The sequence below is a fragment of the Pseudomonas sp. Y5-11 genome (assembly GCF_022368695.1).
Classification (GTDB): Bacteria; Pseudomonadota; Gammaproteobacteria; order Pseudomonadales; family Pseudomonadaceae; genus Aquipseudomonas; species Aquipseudomonas parakoreensis.
In genome coordinates this window covers 2,134,776-2,149,678 of the sequence record NZ_CP058974.1, presented here as the reverse complement: position 1 = coordinate 2,149,678, position 14,903 = coordinate 2,134,776, and the positions used below count along the sequence as shown (strand labels likewise).

The window sequence follows — 14,903 nt, the reverse complement described above, 5'->3', positions numbered from 1 at the left end:
GGAGCTGGCTTGCCAGCGATGAGGTCATCAGCCTCACAGATCAAACCTGAGGTTTTACTCGGTCAGCCGGCCGTCGCACACCCGCCACAATCTTGTCCACCGCCTTGGTCGCCGCGACCATGCCGAACGTCGCCGTGACCATCATCACCGCGCCAAACCCGCCGGCGCAGTCGAGCTTCACCCCGTCGCCGACAAAACTCTTCTGCAAGCAGATGCTGCCATCCGGTTTCGGATAGCGCAGTTGCTCGGTGGAAAACACGCACGGCACGCTGTAATGACGGGTCACCGTGCGCGAGAAGCCGTAGTCGCGTCGCAACGTCGAGCGCACTTTCGAGGCCAGTGGATCGTTGAATGTGCGGTTGAGGTCGCAGACCTGAATCAGCGTCGGATCGATCTGTCCGCCGGCACCGCCGGTGGTGATGATCTGGATCTTGCGCCGCTTGCACCAGGCGATCAGCGCAGCCTTGGCGTTGACGGCGTCGATGCAGTCGATCACGCAGTCGATGTTCGGTGTGATGTACTCGGCCATGGTGTCGCGGGTGACGAAATCCGCCACCGCGTGCACGGTGCAGTCCGGGTTGATCCCGCGCAGACGCTCGGCCATCACCTCGACCTTGGGTTTGCCGACGGTGCTGTCCAGTGCGTGCAACTGGCGGTTGGCGTTGCTGACGCAGACGTCGTCGAGGTCGAACAGCGAAATCTCACCCACGCCACAGCGGGCCATGGCTTCCGCCGCCCAGGAACCAACGCCACCGACGCCGACAATCGCCACATGGGCCGCACGCAGGCGCTCGAGGCCCTCGATGCCATACAAACGGGCGATGCCTGCAAACCGCGGATCTTCTGTACTCATGACCATTACCCCAAAAACCGGCGCGCATTATAGGGCCGTCGACGGCCAAGAGCATCTTTGACGCTATGAACGGTGAACGCAGGCGTTTTCACACAACCTTTGTGGTGAGGGAGCTTGCTCCCGCCGGGTCGCGAAGCGGCCCTCCAAAAGCGGCCTGCTTCGCAGTCCAGCGGGAGCAAGCTCCCTCGCCACCGGGAATTGCTATAACTGAATAACAAAGTTTTCTCTTACAAGCTGTTACTAAAGAACTTAAATCAGGTTGGACTGCCCAATGTCGGGCATTTCCCTGTCCGGTGTACGAGCAGTGAACTGCCGGTGTAGGATTCGCGCCCTTTTGGCGCTTGCCAACCGTTCCTCCGTTCCACAGCCTTTGGAACCCGAAATAGCTATGTCATCGCGTAAATTTGGTCTCAACCTGGTGGTGGTTCTGGCAATCGCCGCCCTGTTCACCGGTTTCTGGGCGCTGATCAACCGCCCGGTCTCCGCGCCCAACTGGCCGGAGCAGATCTCCGGTTTCTCTTATTCGCCATTCCAGCAGGGCCAATTCCCGCAGAAGGATCAATATCCGACTGACGATGAAATGCGCCGCGACCTGGAGATCATGAGCAAGCTGACGGACAACATCCGCATCTATTCGGTTGACGGTTCGCTGCAGGACATCCCGAAACTGGCGGAAGAGTTTGGTCTGCGCGTGACCCTCGGGATCTGGATCAGCCCCGATCAGGAACGCAACGAGCGCGAGATCCAGCGCGCCATCGAACTGGCCAATACCTCGCGCAGCGTGGTGCGGGTGGTGGTCGGTAACGAGGCGATTTTCCGCAAGGAAATCACCGCCGAACAACTCAGCGTGCTGCTGGATCGCGTGCGCGCAGCGGTGAAAGTGCCGGTGACCACCTCCGAGCAATGGCACGTCTGGGAAGAACACCCGGAACTGGCCAAACACGTCGACCTGATCGCTGCGCACGTGCTGCCTTACTGGGAATTCATTCCGGTGGACAAGGCCGGGCAGTTCGTCTTCGACCGCGCCCGCGACCTGAAAAAGCTGTTCCCGAAAAAACCGTTGCTGCTGTCCGAAGTCGGCTGGCCGAGCAACGGGCGCATGCGCGGTGGCGCCGATGCGTCGCCGGCGGATCAGGCGATCTACCTGCGCACGCTGGTCAACAAACTCAACCGTCAGGGCTTCAACTACTTCGTGATTGAAGCCTTCGACCAGCCGTGGAAGGCCAGTGACGAAGGTTCGGTCGGCGCCTACTGGGGCGTGTTCAACGCCGCGCGCCAGCAGAAATTCAACTTCGAAGGCCCGGTGGTGGCGATCCCGCAATGGCGCGTGCTGGCCATCGGTTCAGTGGTGCTGGCGCTATTGTCGCTGACCCTGCTGATGATCGACGGCTCGGCCCTGCGTCAGCGTGGCCGGACCTTCCTGACCTTTATCGCGTTCCTTTGCGGTTCGGTGCTGGTGTGGATCGGCTACGACTACAGCCAGCAATACAGCACGTGGTTCAGCCTGACGGTGGGTTTCCTCCTGGCGTTGGGTGCGCTCGGGGTGTTCATCGTGTTGCTGACCGAGGCGCATGAACTGGCCGAAGCCGTGTGGATTCACAAGCGTCGGCGGGAATTCCTGCCGGTGATCGGTGATTCGGACTACCGGCCGAAAGTCTCGATCCACGTGCCTTGCTACAACGAGCCGCCGGACATGGTCAAACAGACCCTCGACGCCCTCGCGGCCCTCGATTACCCGGACTATGAAGTCCTGATCATCGACAACAACACCAAGGACCCGGCAGTCTGGGAACCGGTGCGCGACTACTGCGCGACCCTCGGCCCGCGCTTCAAGTTCTTCCACGTCTCGCCCCTGGCCGGGTTCAAGGGCGGCGCGCTGAACTACCTGATTCCGCACACCGCCAAGGACGCCGAAGTGATCGCGGTGATCGACTCCGATTACTGCGTACACCCGAACTGGCTCAAGCACATGGTGCCGCACTTCGCCGACCCGAAAATCGCCGTGGTGCAGTCGCCGCAGGATTACCGCGACCAGAACGAAAGCACCTTCAAGAAGCTCTGCTACGCCGAATACAAAGGCTTCTTCCACATCGGCATGGTCACCCGTAACGACCGCGACGCGATCATCCAGCACGGCACCATGACCATGACCCGCCGTTCGGTTCTGGAAGAGCTGGGCTGGGCCGACTGGTGCATCTGTGAAGACGCCGAACTCGGCCTGCGCGTGTTCGAGAAAGGCCTGTCGGCGGCGTATTACCACGACAGCTACGGCAAGGGTCTGATGCCAGACACCTTCATCGACTTCAAGAAGCAGCGTTTCCGCTGGGCCTACGGCGCGATCCAGATCATCAAGCGCCACACCCGCAGCCTGCTGCGCGGCAAGGACACCGAGCTGACCCGTGGCCAGCGTTACCACTTCCTCGCGGGCTGGTTGCCGTGGGTGGCGGACGGCATGAACATCTTCTTCACCGTCGGCGCGTTGTTGTGGTCAGCGGCGATGATCATCGTGCCGCAACGGGTCGATCCGCCGCTGCTGATTTTCGCCATCCCGCCATTGGCGCTGTTCGTGTTCAAGGTCGGCAAGATCATCTTCCTCTACCGTCGCGCCGTCGGCGTGAACCTCAAGGACGCGTTCTGCGCGGCATTGGCCGGGCTGGCGTTGTCGCACACCATCGCCAAAGCGGTGCTGTACGGTTTCTTCACCAGCAGCATTCCGTTCTTCCGCACGCCGAAAAATGCCGACAACCACGGCTTCTGGGTGGCGATTTCCGAAGCGCGGGAAGAGCTGTTCATCATGCTGCTGTTGTGGGGCGCGGCGCTGGGGATTTACCTGGTGCAAGGCATTCCGAGCAACGACATGCGCTTCTGGGTGGCGATGCTGCTGGTGCAGTCGCTGCCGTACGTCGCGGCGCTGATCATGGCGTTCCTCTCGTCGCTGCCAAAACCGGCGGCGGAGCCTGAACCGGCCGCCGCTTGATCAGTTATTGTTGAACGTCAAACGGCGGCCTTCGGGCCGCCGTTTTGCATTAGAATGGTCGCCTTTTTCAATGCCAACACATCCTGTAGGAGCTGCCGCAGGCTGCGATCCTTTGATCTTGCTGTAGATTTGAAAAAACAAAATCAAAAGATCGCAGCCTGCGGCAGCTCCTACAGGTTTACCGTGCGCACCCCGGAGTTATTACATGACGGCCCACGCCGACCTTTCGCCGACCCTCCAACTCGCCATCGACCTGATCCGCCGTCCGTCCGTGACGCCGGTCGACGCCGATTGCCAGAAGCAGATGATGCAGCGCCTGGGCGATGCCGGTTTCACCCTCGAACCGATGCGCATCGAAGATGTGGATAACTTCTGGGCCACCCACGGCAACGACGACGGCCCGGTGCTGTGCTTCGCCGGCCACACCGACGTGGTGCCGACCGGTCCGGTGACCGCTTGGCAGATCGACCCGTTCAACGCGGTGATCGATGAACACGGCATGCTCTGTGGCCGTGGCGCAGCGGACATGAAAGGCAGCCTGGCGTCGATGACCGTCGCCGCCGAGCGTTTCGTTGCCGACTACCCGAATCACAAGGGCAAGGTCGCGTTCCTCATCACCAGCGACGAAGAAGGCCCGGCGCACCACGGCACCAAAGCGGTGGTTGAACGTCTGGTGGCGCGCAAGGAACGTCTGGACTGGTGCATCGTCGGCGAACCGTCGAGCACCACGCTGGTCGGTGACGTGGTGAAAAACGGGCGTCGCGGCTCGCTGGGCGCCAAGCTGACCGTGCGCGGTGTGCAGGGTCACGTGGCCTACCCGCATCTGGCGAAGAATCCGATCCACCTCGCGGCCCCGGCGCTGGCCGAGCTGGCCGCCGAGCATTGGGATCACGGCAACGATTTCTTCCCGCCGACCAGTTTCCAGATTTCCAACCTCAACTCCGGCACCGGCGCGACCAACGTGATTCCGGGTGATCTGGTGGCGGTGTTCAACTTCCGCTTCTCCACCGAATCCACCGTCGAAGGCCTGCAAAAACGCGTGGCCGACATCCTCGACAAACACAACCTGGACTGGCACATCGACTGGGCGCTGTCCGGTCTGCCGTTCCTCACCGAGCCGGGCGCGCTGCTCGACGCGGTATCGTCGAGCATCAAGGACATCACCGGCCGCGAAACCCACGCGTCGACCAGCGGCGGGACTTCCGACGGTCGTTTCATCGCGACCATGGGTACGCAAGTGGTTGAGCTGGGGCCGGTCAACGCGACCATTCACCAGGTCAACGAGCGTGTGCTGGCGGCCGATCTCGACGTGCTGACCGAGATCTACTACCAGACCCTGATCAAGTTGCTCGCCTGATGCTCGCGTGCCCGATCTGCAGTGAACCGCTGAACAGCGTCGATAACGGTGTGGTCTGCCCCGCCGGCCACCGCTTCGACCGCGCGCGTCAGGGCTACCTGAACCTGTTGCCGGTGCAGCACAAGAACAGCCGTGATCCTGGCGACAACCAGGCGATGGTCGAGGCGCGTCGCGACTTCCTGAATGCCGGGCATTACGCGCCAGTGGCCAAACGTCTGGCCGAGCTGGCGGCGGGTTATGCGCCGGCACGCTGGGTCGATATCGGTTGCGGCGAGGGTTACTACACCGCACAGATCGCCGAGGCCTTGCCAGGCGCGGATGGCTACGCGCTGGACATCTCCCGCGAGGCGGTGAAACGCGCCTGCAAGCGTAATCCGGCAATCACCTGGTTGATCGCCAGCATGGCCCGCGTGCCGTTGGCGTCGGGCAGTTGCCAGTTTCTCGCCAGCGTTTTCAGTCCGCTGGACTGGGCAGAAGCCAAGCGTCTGCTCAGCGTCGGCGGCGGCCTGATGAAGGTCGGCCCGACCAGCGGCCATCTGATGGAACTGCGCGAACGCCTGTACGACGAAGTGCGCGAATACACCGACGACAAGCATCTGGCATTAGTGCCCGAAGGCATGGCGCTGGCGCACAGCGAAACCCTGGAATTCAAACTGACGCTGGACAAGCCCGAGGATCGCGCCAACCTGTTGGCGATGACACCCCACGGCTGGCGCGCCAGTGCCGAACGCCGCGCCGCAGTGATCGAGCAGGCCGAGCCGTTCGTGACCACTGTGTCGATGCGCTACGATTATTTCGTTCTTCAATAACTTTTGGTCTCGGGCGAGTGCCCGGGGCCGGCTAAATCCGCGAATGGATTTTTCAGACCCGCAGTGAGGACATCCATGCGCCAACCGGATATCGAGATTTACCTGAAAGACGCCGACGTCGACCACAAGGCGATTTCCGCCTGGCTCGGTGAGGCTCTGGGCCCGTGCAGCGATTGGGTACAGAAAGGCCAGACCTACAAGTGCAAGGCCGGCAACATCCCGGTGACGTGGCTGCCGAAGGCCGTGGGCAAATGGAACAGCCTGTACCTGGAAAGCGACGCGACGCCTTGGGACGACGACATCGCCTGCGCCCGTGCAGCTTTCGCCGCGCTGAACGTGGAAGTGCGTTGCGCACCGGGCACCTGGGTCGAGGAAGAAGGTGAGGAAACGGCGGATCGCTGGATTCGCATCAGCGCCGACGGGGAAGAAGAAATCACCTGGAAGACTGCCTGAAAGCAAAAGATCGCAGCCTGCGGCAGCTCCTACAGGGGAATGCATTCCAAACTGTAGGAGCTGCCGCAGGCTGCGATCTTTTGATCTTGAAAGTTACAGGCCTACAACATCCTCAGCCTGCAAACCCTTCTGCCCTTCCACCACCGCGTATTCAACCTGCTGACCCTCGGTCAGCGAACGGTGTCCTTCGCCGCGGATCGCGCGGTAGTGCACGAACACGTCCACCCCGTCGTTGCGCTGAATGAAGCCGTAGCCCTTGGCGTCGTTGAACCACTTCACATTGCCGGTTTCACGTGTTGCCATCTGTTCATACTCCTTTTTTATTATTGAACAGGCTTTTCGCAGGAAAGCCTTTGCGGAACGTCAGCCTGCGCCCGACGTCCATAAAGGGCCCCGGCGACAGATTGCCGAGTATATGACAGGCGTAAAAAGTCTCAACAGGAGATTACTTCGCCGCTTTTTTGCCGATTTTCGGTGAATACGGCAAACTGTCGACCGCCCGAGCATCTGCTCGGTTTTATCAACTCACGCAGAAGCCGTATGACCCGTTCCCCGTTCCGCCGTCTAGTGTTTGGCACCTTGCGCCGACTGTTGTACCTCTGGGTTCGCTCGGAGACGATCAACCAGTCGTCGCTCACCCTCAACCTCGACCGCAGTCGCCCGGTGTTCTACGTCCTGCAAAACCCCTCGCTCACTGATCTGGCGGTGGTCGACACCGAATGCACCAAGGCCGGTCTGCCGCGTCCGGTGTTGCCAGTGTCGGTGGGGCCGTTGATCGAACCGGCGGCGTTTTTCTACCTGACGCCGGACCCGGACTGGCTTGGCCGTCAGGACAAGCGCGGTGCACCGCCGACCCTGACCCGTCTGGTCAGCGCCCTGACCCAGAACGCCGCCGAAGACGCGCAGATCATTCCGGTCAGCGTGTTCTGGGGCCAGTCGCCGGACAGCGAAAACAGTCCGTGGAAGTTGCTGTTCGCCGACAGCTGGGCCGTCACCGGGCGCCTGCGCCGACTGCTGAGCATCATCGTTCTGGGGCGCAAGACCCGTGTGCAATTCTCGGCGCCAATCCACCTGCGCGAATTGATCGAGCACAACAAGGGCCACGAACGCACCGTGCGCATGGCCCAGCGCATCCTGCGCGTGCACTTCCGCAACCTGAAGGCGGCAGTGATCGGCCCGGACATCTCGCACCGGCGCAATCTGGTCAAGGGTCTGCTCAATCAACCACTGGTCAAGCAAGCAATCGTCGAAGAAGCCGAACGCGAGAACATTTCCCTGGAAAAAGCCAAGGCCCAGGCCCTGCGCTACGGCAACGAGATCGCTTCGGACTACACCTACACCGCGATCCGTTTCCTCGAAGTGGTACTGAGCTGGTTCTGGAACAAGATCTACGACGGGATCAAGGTCAACCACATCGAAGGCGTGCAGAAGGTCGCTCAGGGTCACGAAGTGATCTACGTGCCGTGCCACCGCAGCCACATCGACTACTTGCTGCTGTCGTACCTGCTGTTTCGCAACGGCCTGACCCCGCCGCACATTGCCGCCGGGATCAACCTGAACATGCCGGTGATCGGCAGCCTGCTGCGCCGTGGCGGCGCGTTCTTCATGCGCCGCACGTTCAAGGGCAATCCGCTGTACACCTCGGTGTTCAACGAATACCTGCACACCCTGTTCACCAAAGGTTTCCCGGTCGAGTACTTCGTCGAGGGCGGCCGCTCGCGCACCGGGCGCATGCTGCAACCGAAAACCGGCATGCTCGCGATCACGATGCGCAGCTTCCTGCGTTCGTCGCGGATGCCGATCGTCTTCGTACCGGTGTACATCGGTTACGAGCGCGTGCTGGAAGGTCGCACCTACCTTGGCGAATTGCGTGGCGCGAGCAAGAAGAAAGAGTCGATCTTCGACATCTTCAAAGTCATCGGCGCGCTCAAGCAGCGCTTCGGTCAGGTCGCGGTGAACTTCGGCGAACCGATCAAACTCGCGGAATTCCTCGACGCTGAGCAACCGGACTGGCGCCAGCAGGCACTCGGCCCGCAGTACAAACCGGCCTGGCTTAACGAAACCACCAACCGCCTCGGCGAGAAAGTCGCGCAGCACCTGAACGAAGCGGCGGCAATCAACCCGGTCAATCTGGTCGCACTGGCGCTGCTGTCCACCACCCGCCTGGCACTGGACGATCGGGCCATGGCGCGGGTGCTGGATCTGTATCTGGCGCTGCTGCGCAAAGTCCCGTACTCACCGCACACGACCCTGCCGGAAGGCGACGGCCGCGCGCTGATCGAGCATGTGAAGGACATGGATTTGCTGTCCGAGCAAAACGATGCGCTGGGCAAGATTCTCTATCTGGACGAGCAGAACGCCGTCCTGATGACCTACTACCGCAACAACGTGCTGCACATCTTCGCCTTGCCGGCGCTGCTGGCGAGCTTCTTCCAGAGCACCTCGCGCATGAGCCGCGAGCAGATCCTGCGCTACACCCGCGCGCTGTATCCGTACTTGCAGTCGGAGCTGTTCATCCGCTGGAGCCTGGAGGAGCTGGACGCAGTAATCGATCAATGGCTGGAAGCGTTCGTCGAGCAAGGCCTGCTGCGTTTCGAAAAGGACGTGTACCTGCGCCCCGCTCCAAGTTCGCGGCACTTTGTGCTGCTGACCCTGCTGTCGAAAAGCATCGCGCAGACCCTGCAGCGCTTCTACATGACCGTCTCGTTGCTGCTCAACGCCGGGCAGAACAGCATCAGCGCCGAAGAGCTCGAAGACCTGTGCACGGTCATGGCCCAGCGCCTGTCAATCCTGCACGGCCTGAATGCCCCGGAGTTCTTCGACAAGAGTCTGTTCCGTCATTTCATCCAGACGATGCTCGACCTCGACGTCCTGCGCCGCGACGAAGCCGGCAAGTTGAGCTACCACGAACTGCTCGGCGAACTGGCGGAGGGCGCGGCCAAACGCGTATTGCCGGCGGAGATTCGCCTGTCGATTCGTCAGGTGGCGCTGCATCGCAGTGAAGATGCGGCGGATCAGATCACGCCACTGCCTGAGGCTTGATGCATTACCCCGGTGGGAGCGAGCCTGCTCGCGAAGACGGCTGACAGTCACTGGAAATATTGACTGAATCACCGCATTCGCGAGCAGGCTCGCTCCCACATTGAAAGGAGCTCTACCCATGAAAAAACTGTTGACCCTCGCCGCCGCCACCCTTCTCAGCGCCTGCCAATCAACCACACCCGCCGGCAAGGTCGGTCTCGACGGTGAAGTGTTCTACCTGCAACGCATCGCCCTGCCACCGAGCGCGACACTGAGCGTGAGCTTGCAGGACGTATCGCTGGCCGACGCTCCGGCGGTGGTCCTCGACGAGCAGAAAGGCCCGGTCAAAGGCCAGGTGCCGCTGCCGTTCCACTTGAGTTACGATCCGGCCCAGGTCAAACCCGGCCACCGCTACTCGGTCAGCGCGCGCATCGAGGTCAACGGTGAGCTGATGTTCATCACCACCGAGAACCACGCCGTGCAACTGGACGGTAATGATCCGCAGCCGCTGAAAATCCGCGTCGACGCCATTCGCTAACTGTCTTTCAAGGAAGCTGCCATGCTCCGCCCTACCCTTCGCTTCGCCAGCCTGTGCGCGGGCCTGATGATCTCTGCCAGCGCCCTGGCGCTGTCGCTCAGCGACCTCTCGCAACAAGACGCCACCGGCGGCCTCAAGGACGCCCTGACCCAAGGCGCGCAAATCGCCGTCAAACAACTCGGCACCCCGGGCGGCTTCAGCAACAACCCGGAGGTGAAAATCGAACTGCCGGGCAAACTCGGCAAAGTCGCCGGCAAGATGAAAGCCTTCGGCATGGGCGCCCAGGTCGACGAACTCGAAACCGCCATGAACAAGGCCGCCGAAAGCGCCGTGACCCAGGCCCAGCCGATCCTCGTCGACGCCGTGAAGAAAATGACCGTGGCCGACGCCAAAGGCATCCTCAGCGGCGGCACCGACTCGGCCACCCAATACCTGGACAAAACCAGCCGCGAACAGATCCGCGCCAGGTTCCTGCCCATCGTCAAACAAGCCACCGACAAAGTCGGCGTAGCGCAAAAATACAACGCCTTCGCCGGCCAGGCCGCGACCTTGGGCGTGGTGGATGCGAAAAGCGCCAACGTCGAAAGCTACGTCACCGAGCAGGCACTGAACGGCCTGTTCGAAATGATCGGCAAACAGGAAGAAACCCTTCGCAAGAACCCGGCCGCTGCGGCGACTGGCCTTGCCAAGAAAGTGTTCGGCACATTGTAATTTTTGCCGCTGCACGCAAAAGCCCGCTGAACCTGTGAAGGTCAGCGGGCTTTTAATTGCTTGTCAGCCTTGCGGATCGACTTGATCGAGAACGCGGTTCACCGACAGCTCAGCGAGCGAAATCATCTGCTGAATGCCCAGAAGCTGACTGCACGTCGAGCCGCTCAGGGTAAACGCCAACTCACTGGCCATGACATTGGCCGAGGCCAGCGTTTCACAGGCATGGGCCAGCATTAAATACAACCTGACTCAATGTAGGAGCTGCCGAAGGCTGCGATTTTTTGATCTTGCTTTTGATTTTGAAAAGCCAGGATCAAAAGATCGCAGCCTTCGGCAGCTCCTACAGGAGATTGGGTGCGGGCAGTTGGAGAGTGGTCGGCTGTCAGGCCGCCTTCGCTGGCAAGCCAGCTCCCACAGTGGGGTTGGAGGTGGTCAGTTGGAAACCGGTCGGCCCGTAGGCCGCCATCGCTGGCAGGCCAGCTTCCACAAGATCAAGATCAAAAGATCGCAGCCTTTGGCAGCTCCTACAGGAGATTGGTTGCGGGCAGTTGGAGAGTGGTCGGCTGTCAGGCCGCCTTCGCTGGCAAGCCAGCTCCCACAAGATCAAGATCAAAAGATCGTAGCCTCCGGCAGCTCCTACAGGAGATTGGGTGTGGTCTGTTGAAGATTGGTCGGCTGTCAGGCCGCCATCGCTGGCAAGCCAGCTCCCACAAAAATCAACAGCAGACCGCATCCGCTTCTCACCACTCAACAGGATGAGCGTTAGCTCGGCTGCAGCTCTTGATCTTGCCGTGCCGGCCCCATCGGCAGGCTGAGTGGAGGGGTTTATCCGGGGGTGGGAGCGCAGCGACCGTTTGGCGCAGCCAAACACATCGAGAGGAGGTGCAGCGAAGCAAACCGGAGGCGATGCCCCCGGATGAAACCCGCAACGAAGGAACCCGAGCCTAAGCGAGGGCCGTACGCCGGGGCCCAGCGTTTTGGTTACTTTTGGGCGTCTGCAAAAGTGACTCGCCGTAAGGGCGAAACCGCCAGCCGCAACACCCGAAGCAACGGATAAACACCCAAAACCCCAGGAGCATGGTCGGCCCAGAGGCCGCCAAGTCCAAAAGCCTCACCCCTCCCGACGCACTCGGAACCAGGCCGCATACAAAGCAGGCAAAAACAAAAGCGTCAAAGCCGTAGCCACAATCAACCCCCCCATGATCGCCACCGCCATCGGCCCGAAAAACACACTGCGCGACAACGGAATCATCGCCAGCACCGCCGCCAAAGCCGTCAAGACAATCGGCCGAAACCGCCGCACCGTCGCCTCGATAATCGCCTGCCAAGGCTTGAGACCAGAGGCAATATCCTGCTCGATCTGATCCACCAGAATCACCGAGTTGCGCATGATCATCCCCGACAGCGCGATCGTCCCCAGCATCGCCACAAACCCGAACGGCTGACGGAACACCATCAGAAACAACACCACCCCGATCAACCCCAACGGCGCCGTCAGAAACACCATCGCCGTGCGCGAGAAGCTACGCAATTGCACCATCAGCAACGTCAGCACCACCACGATAAACATCGGCACCCCGGCATTCACCGACTTCTGCCCACGCTCCGAATCCTCCACCGTCCCGCCGACATCCAACAGATACCCGTCAGGCAATTCGGCACGGATCGGATCCAGCGTCGGAGCGATCTGCTTCACCAGCGTCGCCGGCTGCTCCTTACCGTAAATGTCCGCCCGCACCGTCACGGTGGGCAGACGATTACGGTGCCAGATGATCCCTTCCTCAAACCCGTATTCCAGCGTGGCAATCTGCGACAACGCCACACTGCGACCGTTATCGGTCGGTACCGCCAGACTCGGCAGCAACGACAACTCGGTGCGCTCATGCACCGTGCCGCGCAACAGGATCTCGATCAGTTCGTTGTCCTCGCGGTACTGACTGACACTCGAACCGGTCAGCGAACTCTGGAGGAATTTCGCCAGGTTGGCCGTGCTCACACCCAGCGCCCGGGCACGGTCCTGATCGATGTTCAGGTACACCACTTTGCTCGGTTCTTCCCAGTCCAGGTGCACGTTGACCACATGCGGGTTCTCGCGCACCTTGGCCGCCACTTTGCGCGCCAGCGCACGGACTTCCTCGATGTGCTCACCGGTGACGCGGAACTGCACCGGATAGCCCACCGGCGGACCGTTTTCCAGACGCGTGACCCGCGAGCGCAGGGCCGGGAATTGCTCGTTGAGGGTTTCGATCAACCAGGTGCGCAGGGTCTCGCGCTCCTCGATGTTTTTCGCCAATACCACGAACTGGGCGAAGCTCGCCGCCGGCAGTTGCTGATCCAGCGGCAGGTAGAAACGCGGCGAACCGGTGCCGACATACGCCACATAGTTATCGATGCCGGCGTGATCCTTGAGCAGCGCTTCCAGGCGTTTGACCTCGGCCGTGGTGTTGGCCAGCGACGCCCCTTCGGCCAGCTTCAGATCGACCATCAACTCCAGTCGATTGGAGGCCGGGAAGAACTGCTGCGGGACGAAACGGAACAGCATCACCGACGCGATGAACAGCCCCACCGTCAGCACGATCACGGTTTTGCGATGCGCCACGCACCACTCCACCAGACGCCGCACCCGTTGATAGAACGGCGTGCCATACGGATCGGCTTGCCCGTCAGTTGTGCCATGTTTGGCCGCATGAATCTTCGCCAGATCCGGCAGGAGTTTTTCCCCCAGATACGGCACAAACATCACCGCCGCCACCCATGACGCGAGCAACGCGATGGTCACCACCTGGAAGATCGAACGGGTGTATTCACCGGTGCCGGACTGCGCGGTGGCAATCGGCAGAAACCCGGCGGCGGTGATCAGCGTACCGGTGAGCATCGGGAACGCGGTGCTGGTCCAGGCGTAGCTCGCGGCCTTGATCCGGTCGAAGCCCTGCTCCATTTTGATCGCCATCATTTCCACGGCGATGATCGCGTCGTCCACCAGCAAGCCCAGCGCCAGCACCAGCGCGCCAAGCGAGATTTTGTGCAGGCCGATGCCGAGGTAACACATGCAGGCGAAGGTCATCGCCAGCACCAGCGGAATGGTCAGCGCGACCACCATGCCGGTGCGCACGCCGAGGGAGAAGAAGCTCACCAGCAACACAATTGCCAGCGCTTCGACCAGCACCTGGACGAACTCGCCGACACCGGTCTTCACCGCCGCCGGTTGGTCAGAGACTTTGCGCAGTTGCATGCCGGCCGGGAGGTTTTTCTGCAGGCGCGAGAACTCGCCTTCCAGCGCTTTGCCCAGCACCAGAATGTCGCCGCCGTCCTTCATCGCGACAGCGAGGCCAATGGCGTCCTCGCCCATGAAGCGCATGCGTGGCGCCGGAGGGTCGTTGAAACCGCGATGCACATCGGCGACATCAGAGATACGGAACGTCCGGTCACCGACGCGGATCGGGAAGTTCTTGATCTCCTCGACCGTTTGAAAATTCCCCGAAACCCGCAGCTGCACACGTTCGCTGCCGGTTTCAAAGAACCCCGCAGTGGACACCGCGTTCTGCTCTTGCAGCGCTTGCTGTACCGCCGCCAGTGGCAAACCGAGGGTGGCGAGTTTGACGTTGGACAGCTCGACCCAGATTTTCTCGTCCTGCAAACCGAGCAGATCGACTTTGCCGACATCTTTGACCCGCTGCAGCTGGATCTGGATGCGGTCGGCGTAATCCTTGAGCACCGCGTAGTCGAAACCGTCGCCGGTCAGCGCGTAAATATTGCCGAACGTGGTGCCAAATTCATCGTTGAAAAACGGCCCCTGAATCTCCGGCGGCAAGGTCTGGCGAATGTCGCTGACCTTCTTGCGCACCTGGTACCAGAGGTCAGGGATTTCCTTGGAGTGCATCGAGTCGCGGGCAATGAAGGTGACCTGCGACTCGCCCGGGCGGGAGAACGACACGATGCGTTCGTACTCGCCGGTTTCCATCAGTTTCTTTTCGATGCGTTCGGTGACCTGCCGCGAGACTTCCTGCGCGGTCGCCCCCGGCCAGCGGGTCTGGATGACCATGGCCTTGAAGGTGAACGGTGGGTCTTCGCTCTGGCCGAGTTTGGTGTAGGACAAGGCCCCGACGATGGCCAGCAAAAGCATCAGGAACAGGACGATCTGGCGATTACGCAACGCCCATTCGGAAAGGTTGAAGCGCATCGGG

Annotated in this window: 10 protein-coding genes and 1 pseudogene; 7 read left to right on the top strand and 4 right to left on the bottom strand. The window is 61.2% G+C overall.

Annotated elements, in window-relative coordinates; translation table 11 throughout:
- Window positions 1–40: 40 nt before the first annotated feature.
- Window positions 41–859, bottom strand: coding sequence for a tRNA cyclic N6-threonylcarbamoyladenosine(37) synthase TcdA (gene tcdA / locus HXW87_RS09445; protein WP_003222099.1), 819 nt, complete (start codon window positions 857–859; stop codon window positions 41–43).
- A 382-nt stretch (window positions 860–1,241) separates the two neighbouring features.
- Here tcdA and HXW87_RS09440 point away from each other — a divergent pair, with 382 nt between their 5' ends.
- From HXW87_RS09440 to HXW87_RS09425, 4 genes are all read left to right on the top strand, one after another.
- Window positions 1,242–3,830 carry a glycosyltransferase gene (locus tag HXW87_RS09440; protein ID WP_095667400.1) on the top strand — a complete coding sequence of 863 codons (2,589 nt, stop codon included), beginning with the start codon at window positions 1,242–1,244 and terminating at the stop codon, window positions 3,828–3,830.
- 205 nt (window positions 3,831–4,035) lie between these two features.
- Window positions 4,036–5,187, top strand: coding sequence for a succinyl-diaminopimelate desuccinylase (dapE, locus tag HXW87_RS09435; RefSeq protein WP_041072365.1), 1,152 nt, complete (start codon window positions 4,036–4,038; stop codon window positions 5,185–5,187).
- Window positions 5,187–5,996 carry a putative RNA methyltransferase gene (locus tag HXW87_RS09430; RefSeq protein ID WP_239778812.1) on the top strand — a complete coding sequence of 270 codons (810 nt, stop codon included), beginning with the start codon at window positions 5,187–5,189 and terminating at the stop codon, window positions 5,994–5,996. The genes dapE and HXW87_RS09430 overlap by 1 nt, the downstream gene beginning before the upstream one ends.
- 75 nt (window positions 5,997–6,071) lie before the next feature.
- On the top strand, window positions 6,072–6,449 hold the full coding sequence (locus tag HXW87_RS09425) for a hypothetical protein (protein ID WP_007964251.1): 378 nt from the start codon (window positions 6,072–6,074) through the stop codon (window positions 6,447–6,449).
- A 93-nt stretch (window positions 6,450–6,542) separates the two neighbouring features.
- Here HXW87_RS09425 and HXW87_RS09420 read toward each other — a convergent pair whose 3' ends face one another.
- A complete protein-coding gene (locus HXW87_RS09420) occupies window positions 6,543–6,752 on the bottom strand; it encodes a cold-shock protein (RefSeq protein WP_047291846.1) in 210 nt (69 codons plus the stop codon).
- Between the two features lie 237 nt (window positions 6,753–6,989).
- On the opposite strand from HXW87_RS09420, the gene plsB reads away from it, so the two are divergent.
- The 3 genes from plsB (at window position 6,990) to HXW87_RS09405 (ending at window position 10,719) form a co-directional block, all read left to right on the top strand.
- Window positions 6,990–9,491, top strand: a complete 2,502-nt coding sequence (plsB, locus tag HXW87_RS09415) for a glycerol-3-phosphate 1-O-acyltransferase PlsB (protein WP_047291844.1) — start codon at window positions 6,990–6,992, stop codon at window positions 9,489–9,491.
- A gap of 118 nt (window positions 9,492–9,609) precedes the next feature.
- Window positions 9,610–10,008 carry a YbaY family lipoprotein gene (locus tag HXW87_RS09410; RefSeq protein WP_047291842.1) on the top strand — a complete coding sequence of 133 codons (399 nt, stop codon included), beginning with the start codon at window positions 9,610–9,612 and terminating at the stop codon, window positions 10,006–10,008.
- Between the two features lie 21 nt (window positions 10,009–10,029).
- A complete protein-coding gene (locus HXW87_RS09405; protein WP_239778811.1) occupies window positions 10,030–10,719 on the top strand; it encodes a DUF4197 domain-containing protein in 690 nt (229 codons plus the stop codon).
- A 63-nt stretch (window positions 10,720–10,782) separates the two neighbouring features.
- Here HXW87_RS09405 and HXW87_RS09400 read toward each other — a convergent pair.
- Together HXW87_RS09400 and HXW87_RS09395 are read right to left on the bottom strand one after the other, a co-directional pair.
- Window positions 10,783–10,953: pseudogene (locus tag HXW87_RS09400) on the bottom strand (hypothetical protein); the annotation flags it as partial.
- Between the two features lie 877 nt (window positions 10,954–11,830).
- Window positions 11,831–14,899: an efflux RND transporter permease subunit gene (locus HXW87_RS09395; protein WP_239778810.1), complete on the bottom strand. Its 3,069-nt coding sequence runs from the start codon at window positions 14,897–14,899 to the stop codon at window positions 11,831–11,833.
- Window positions 14,900–14,903 lie beyond the last annotated feature (4 nt).

Coding starts and splice junctions, on each gene's coding strand:
- tcdA (WP_003222099.1), bottom strand. CDS start 859: ATGGTCATGAGTACAGAAGATCCGCGGTTTGCAGGCATCGCCCGTTTG.
- HXW87_RS09440 (WP_095667400.1), top strand. CDS start 1,242: ATGTCATCGCGTAAATTTGGTCTCAACCTGGTGGTGGTTCTGGCAATC.
- dapE (WP_041072365.1), top strand. CDS start 4,036: ATGACGGCCCACGCCGACCTTTCGCCGACCCTCCAACTCGCCATCGAC.
- HXW87_RS09430 (WP_239778812.1), top strand. CDS start 5,187: ATGCTCGCGTGCCCGATCTGCAGTGAACCGCTGAACAGCGTCGATAAC.
- HXW87_RS09425 (WP_007964251.1), top strand. CDS start 6,072: ATGCGCCAACCGGATATCGAGATTTACCTGAAAGACGCCGACGTCGAC.
- HXW87_RS09420 (WP_047291846.1), bottom strand. CDS start 6,752: ATGGCAACACGTGAAACCGGCAATGTGAAGTGGTTCAACGACGCCAAG.
- plsB (WP_047291844.1), top strand. CDS start 6,990: ATGACCCGTTCCCCGTTCCGCCGTCTAGTGTTTGGCACCTTGCGCCGA.
- HXW87_RS09410 (WP_047291842.1), top strand. CDS start 9,610: ATGAAAAAACTGTTGACCCTCGCCGCCGCCACCCTTCTCAGCGCCTGC.
- HXW87_RS09405 (WP_239778811.1), top strand. CDS start 10,030: ATGCTCCGCCCTACCCTTCGCTTCGCCAGCCTGTGCGCGGGCCTGATG.
- HXW87_RS09395 (WP_239778810.1), bottom strand. CDS start 14,899: ATGCGCTTCAACCTTTCCGAATGGGCGTTGCGTAATCGCCAGATCGTC.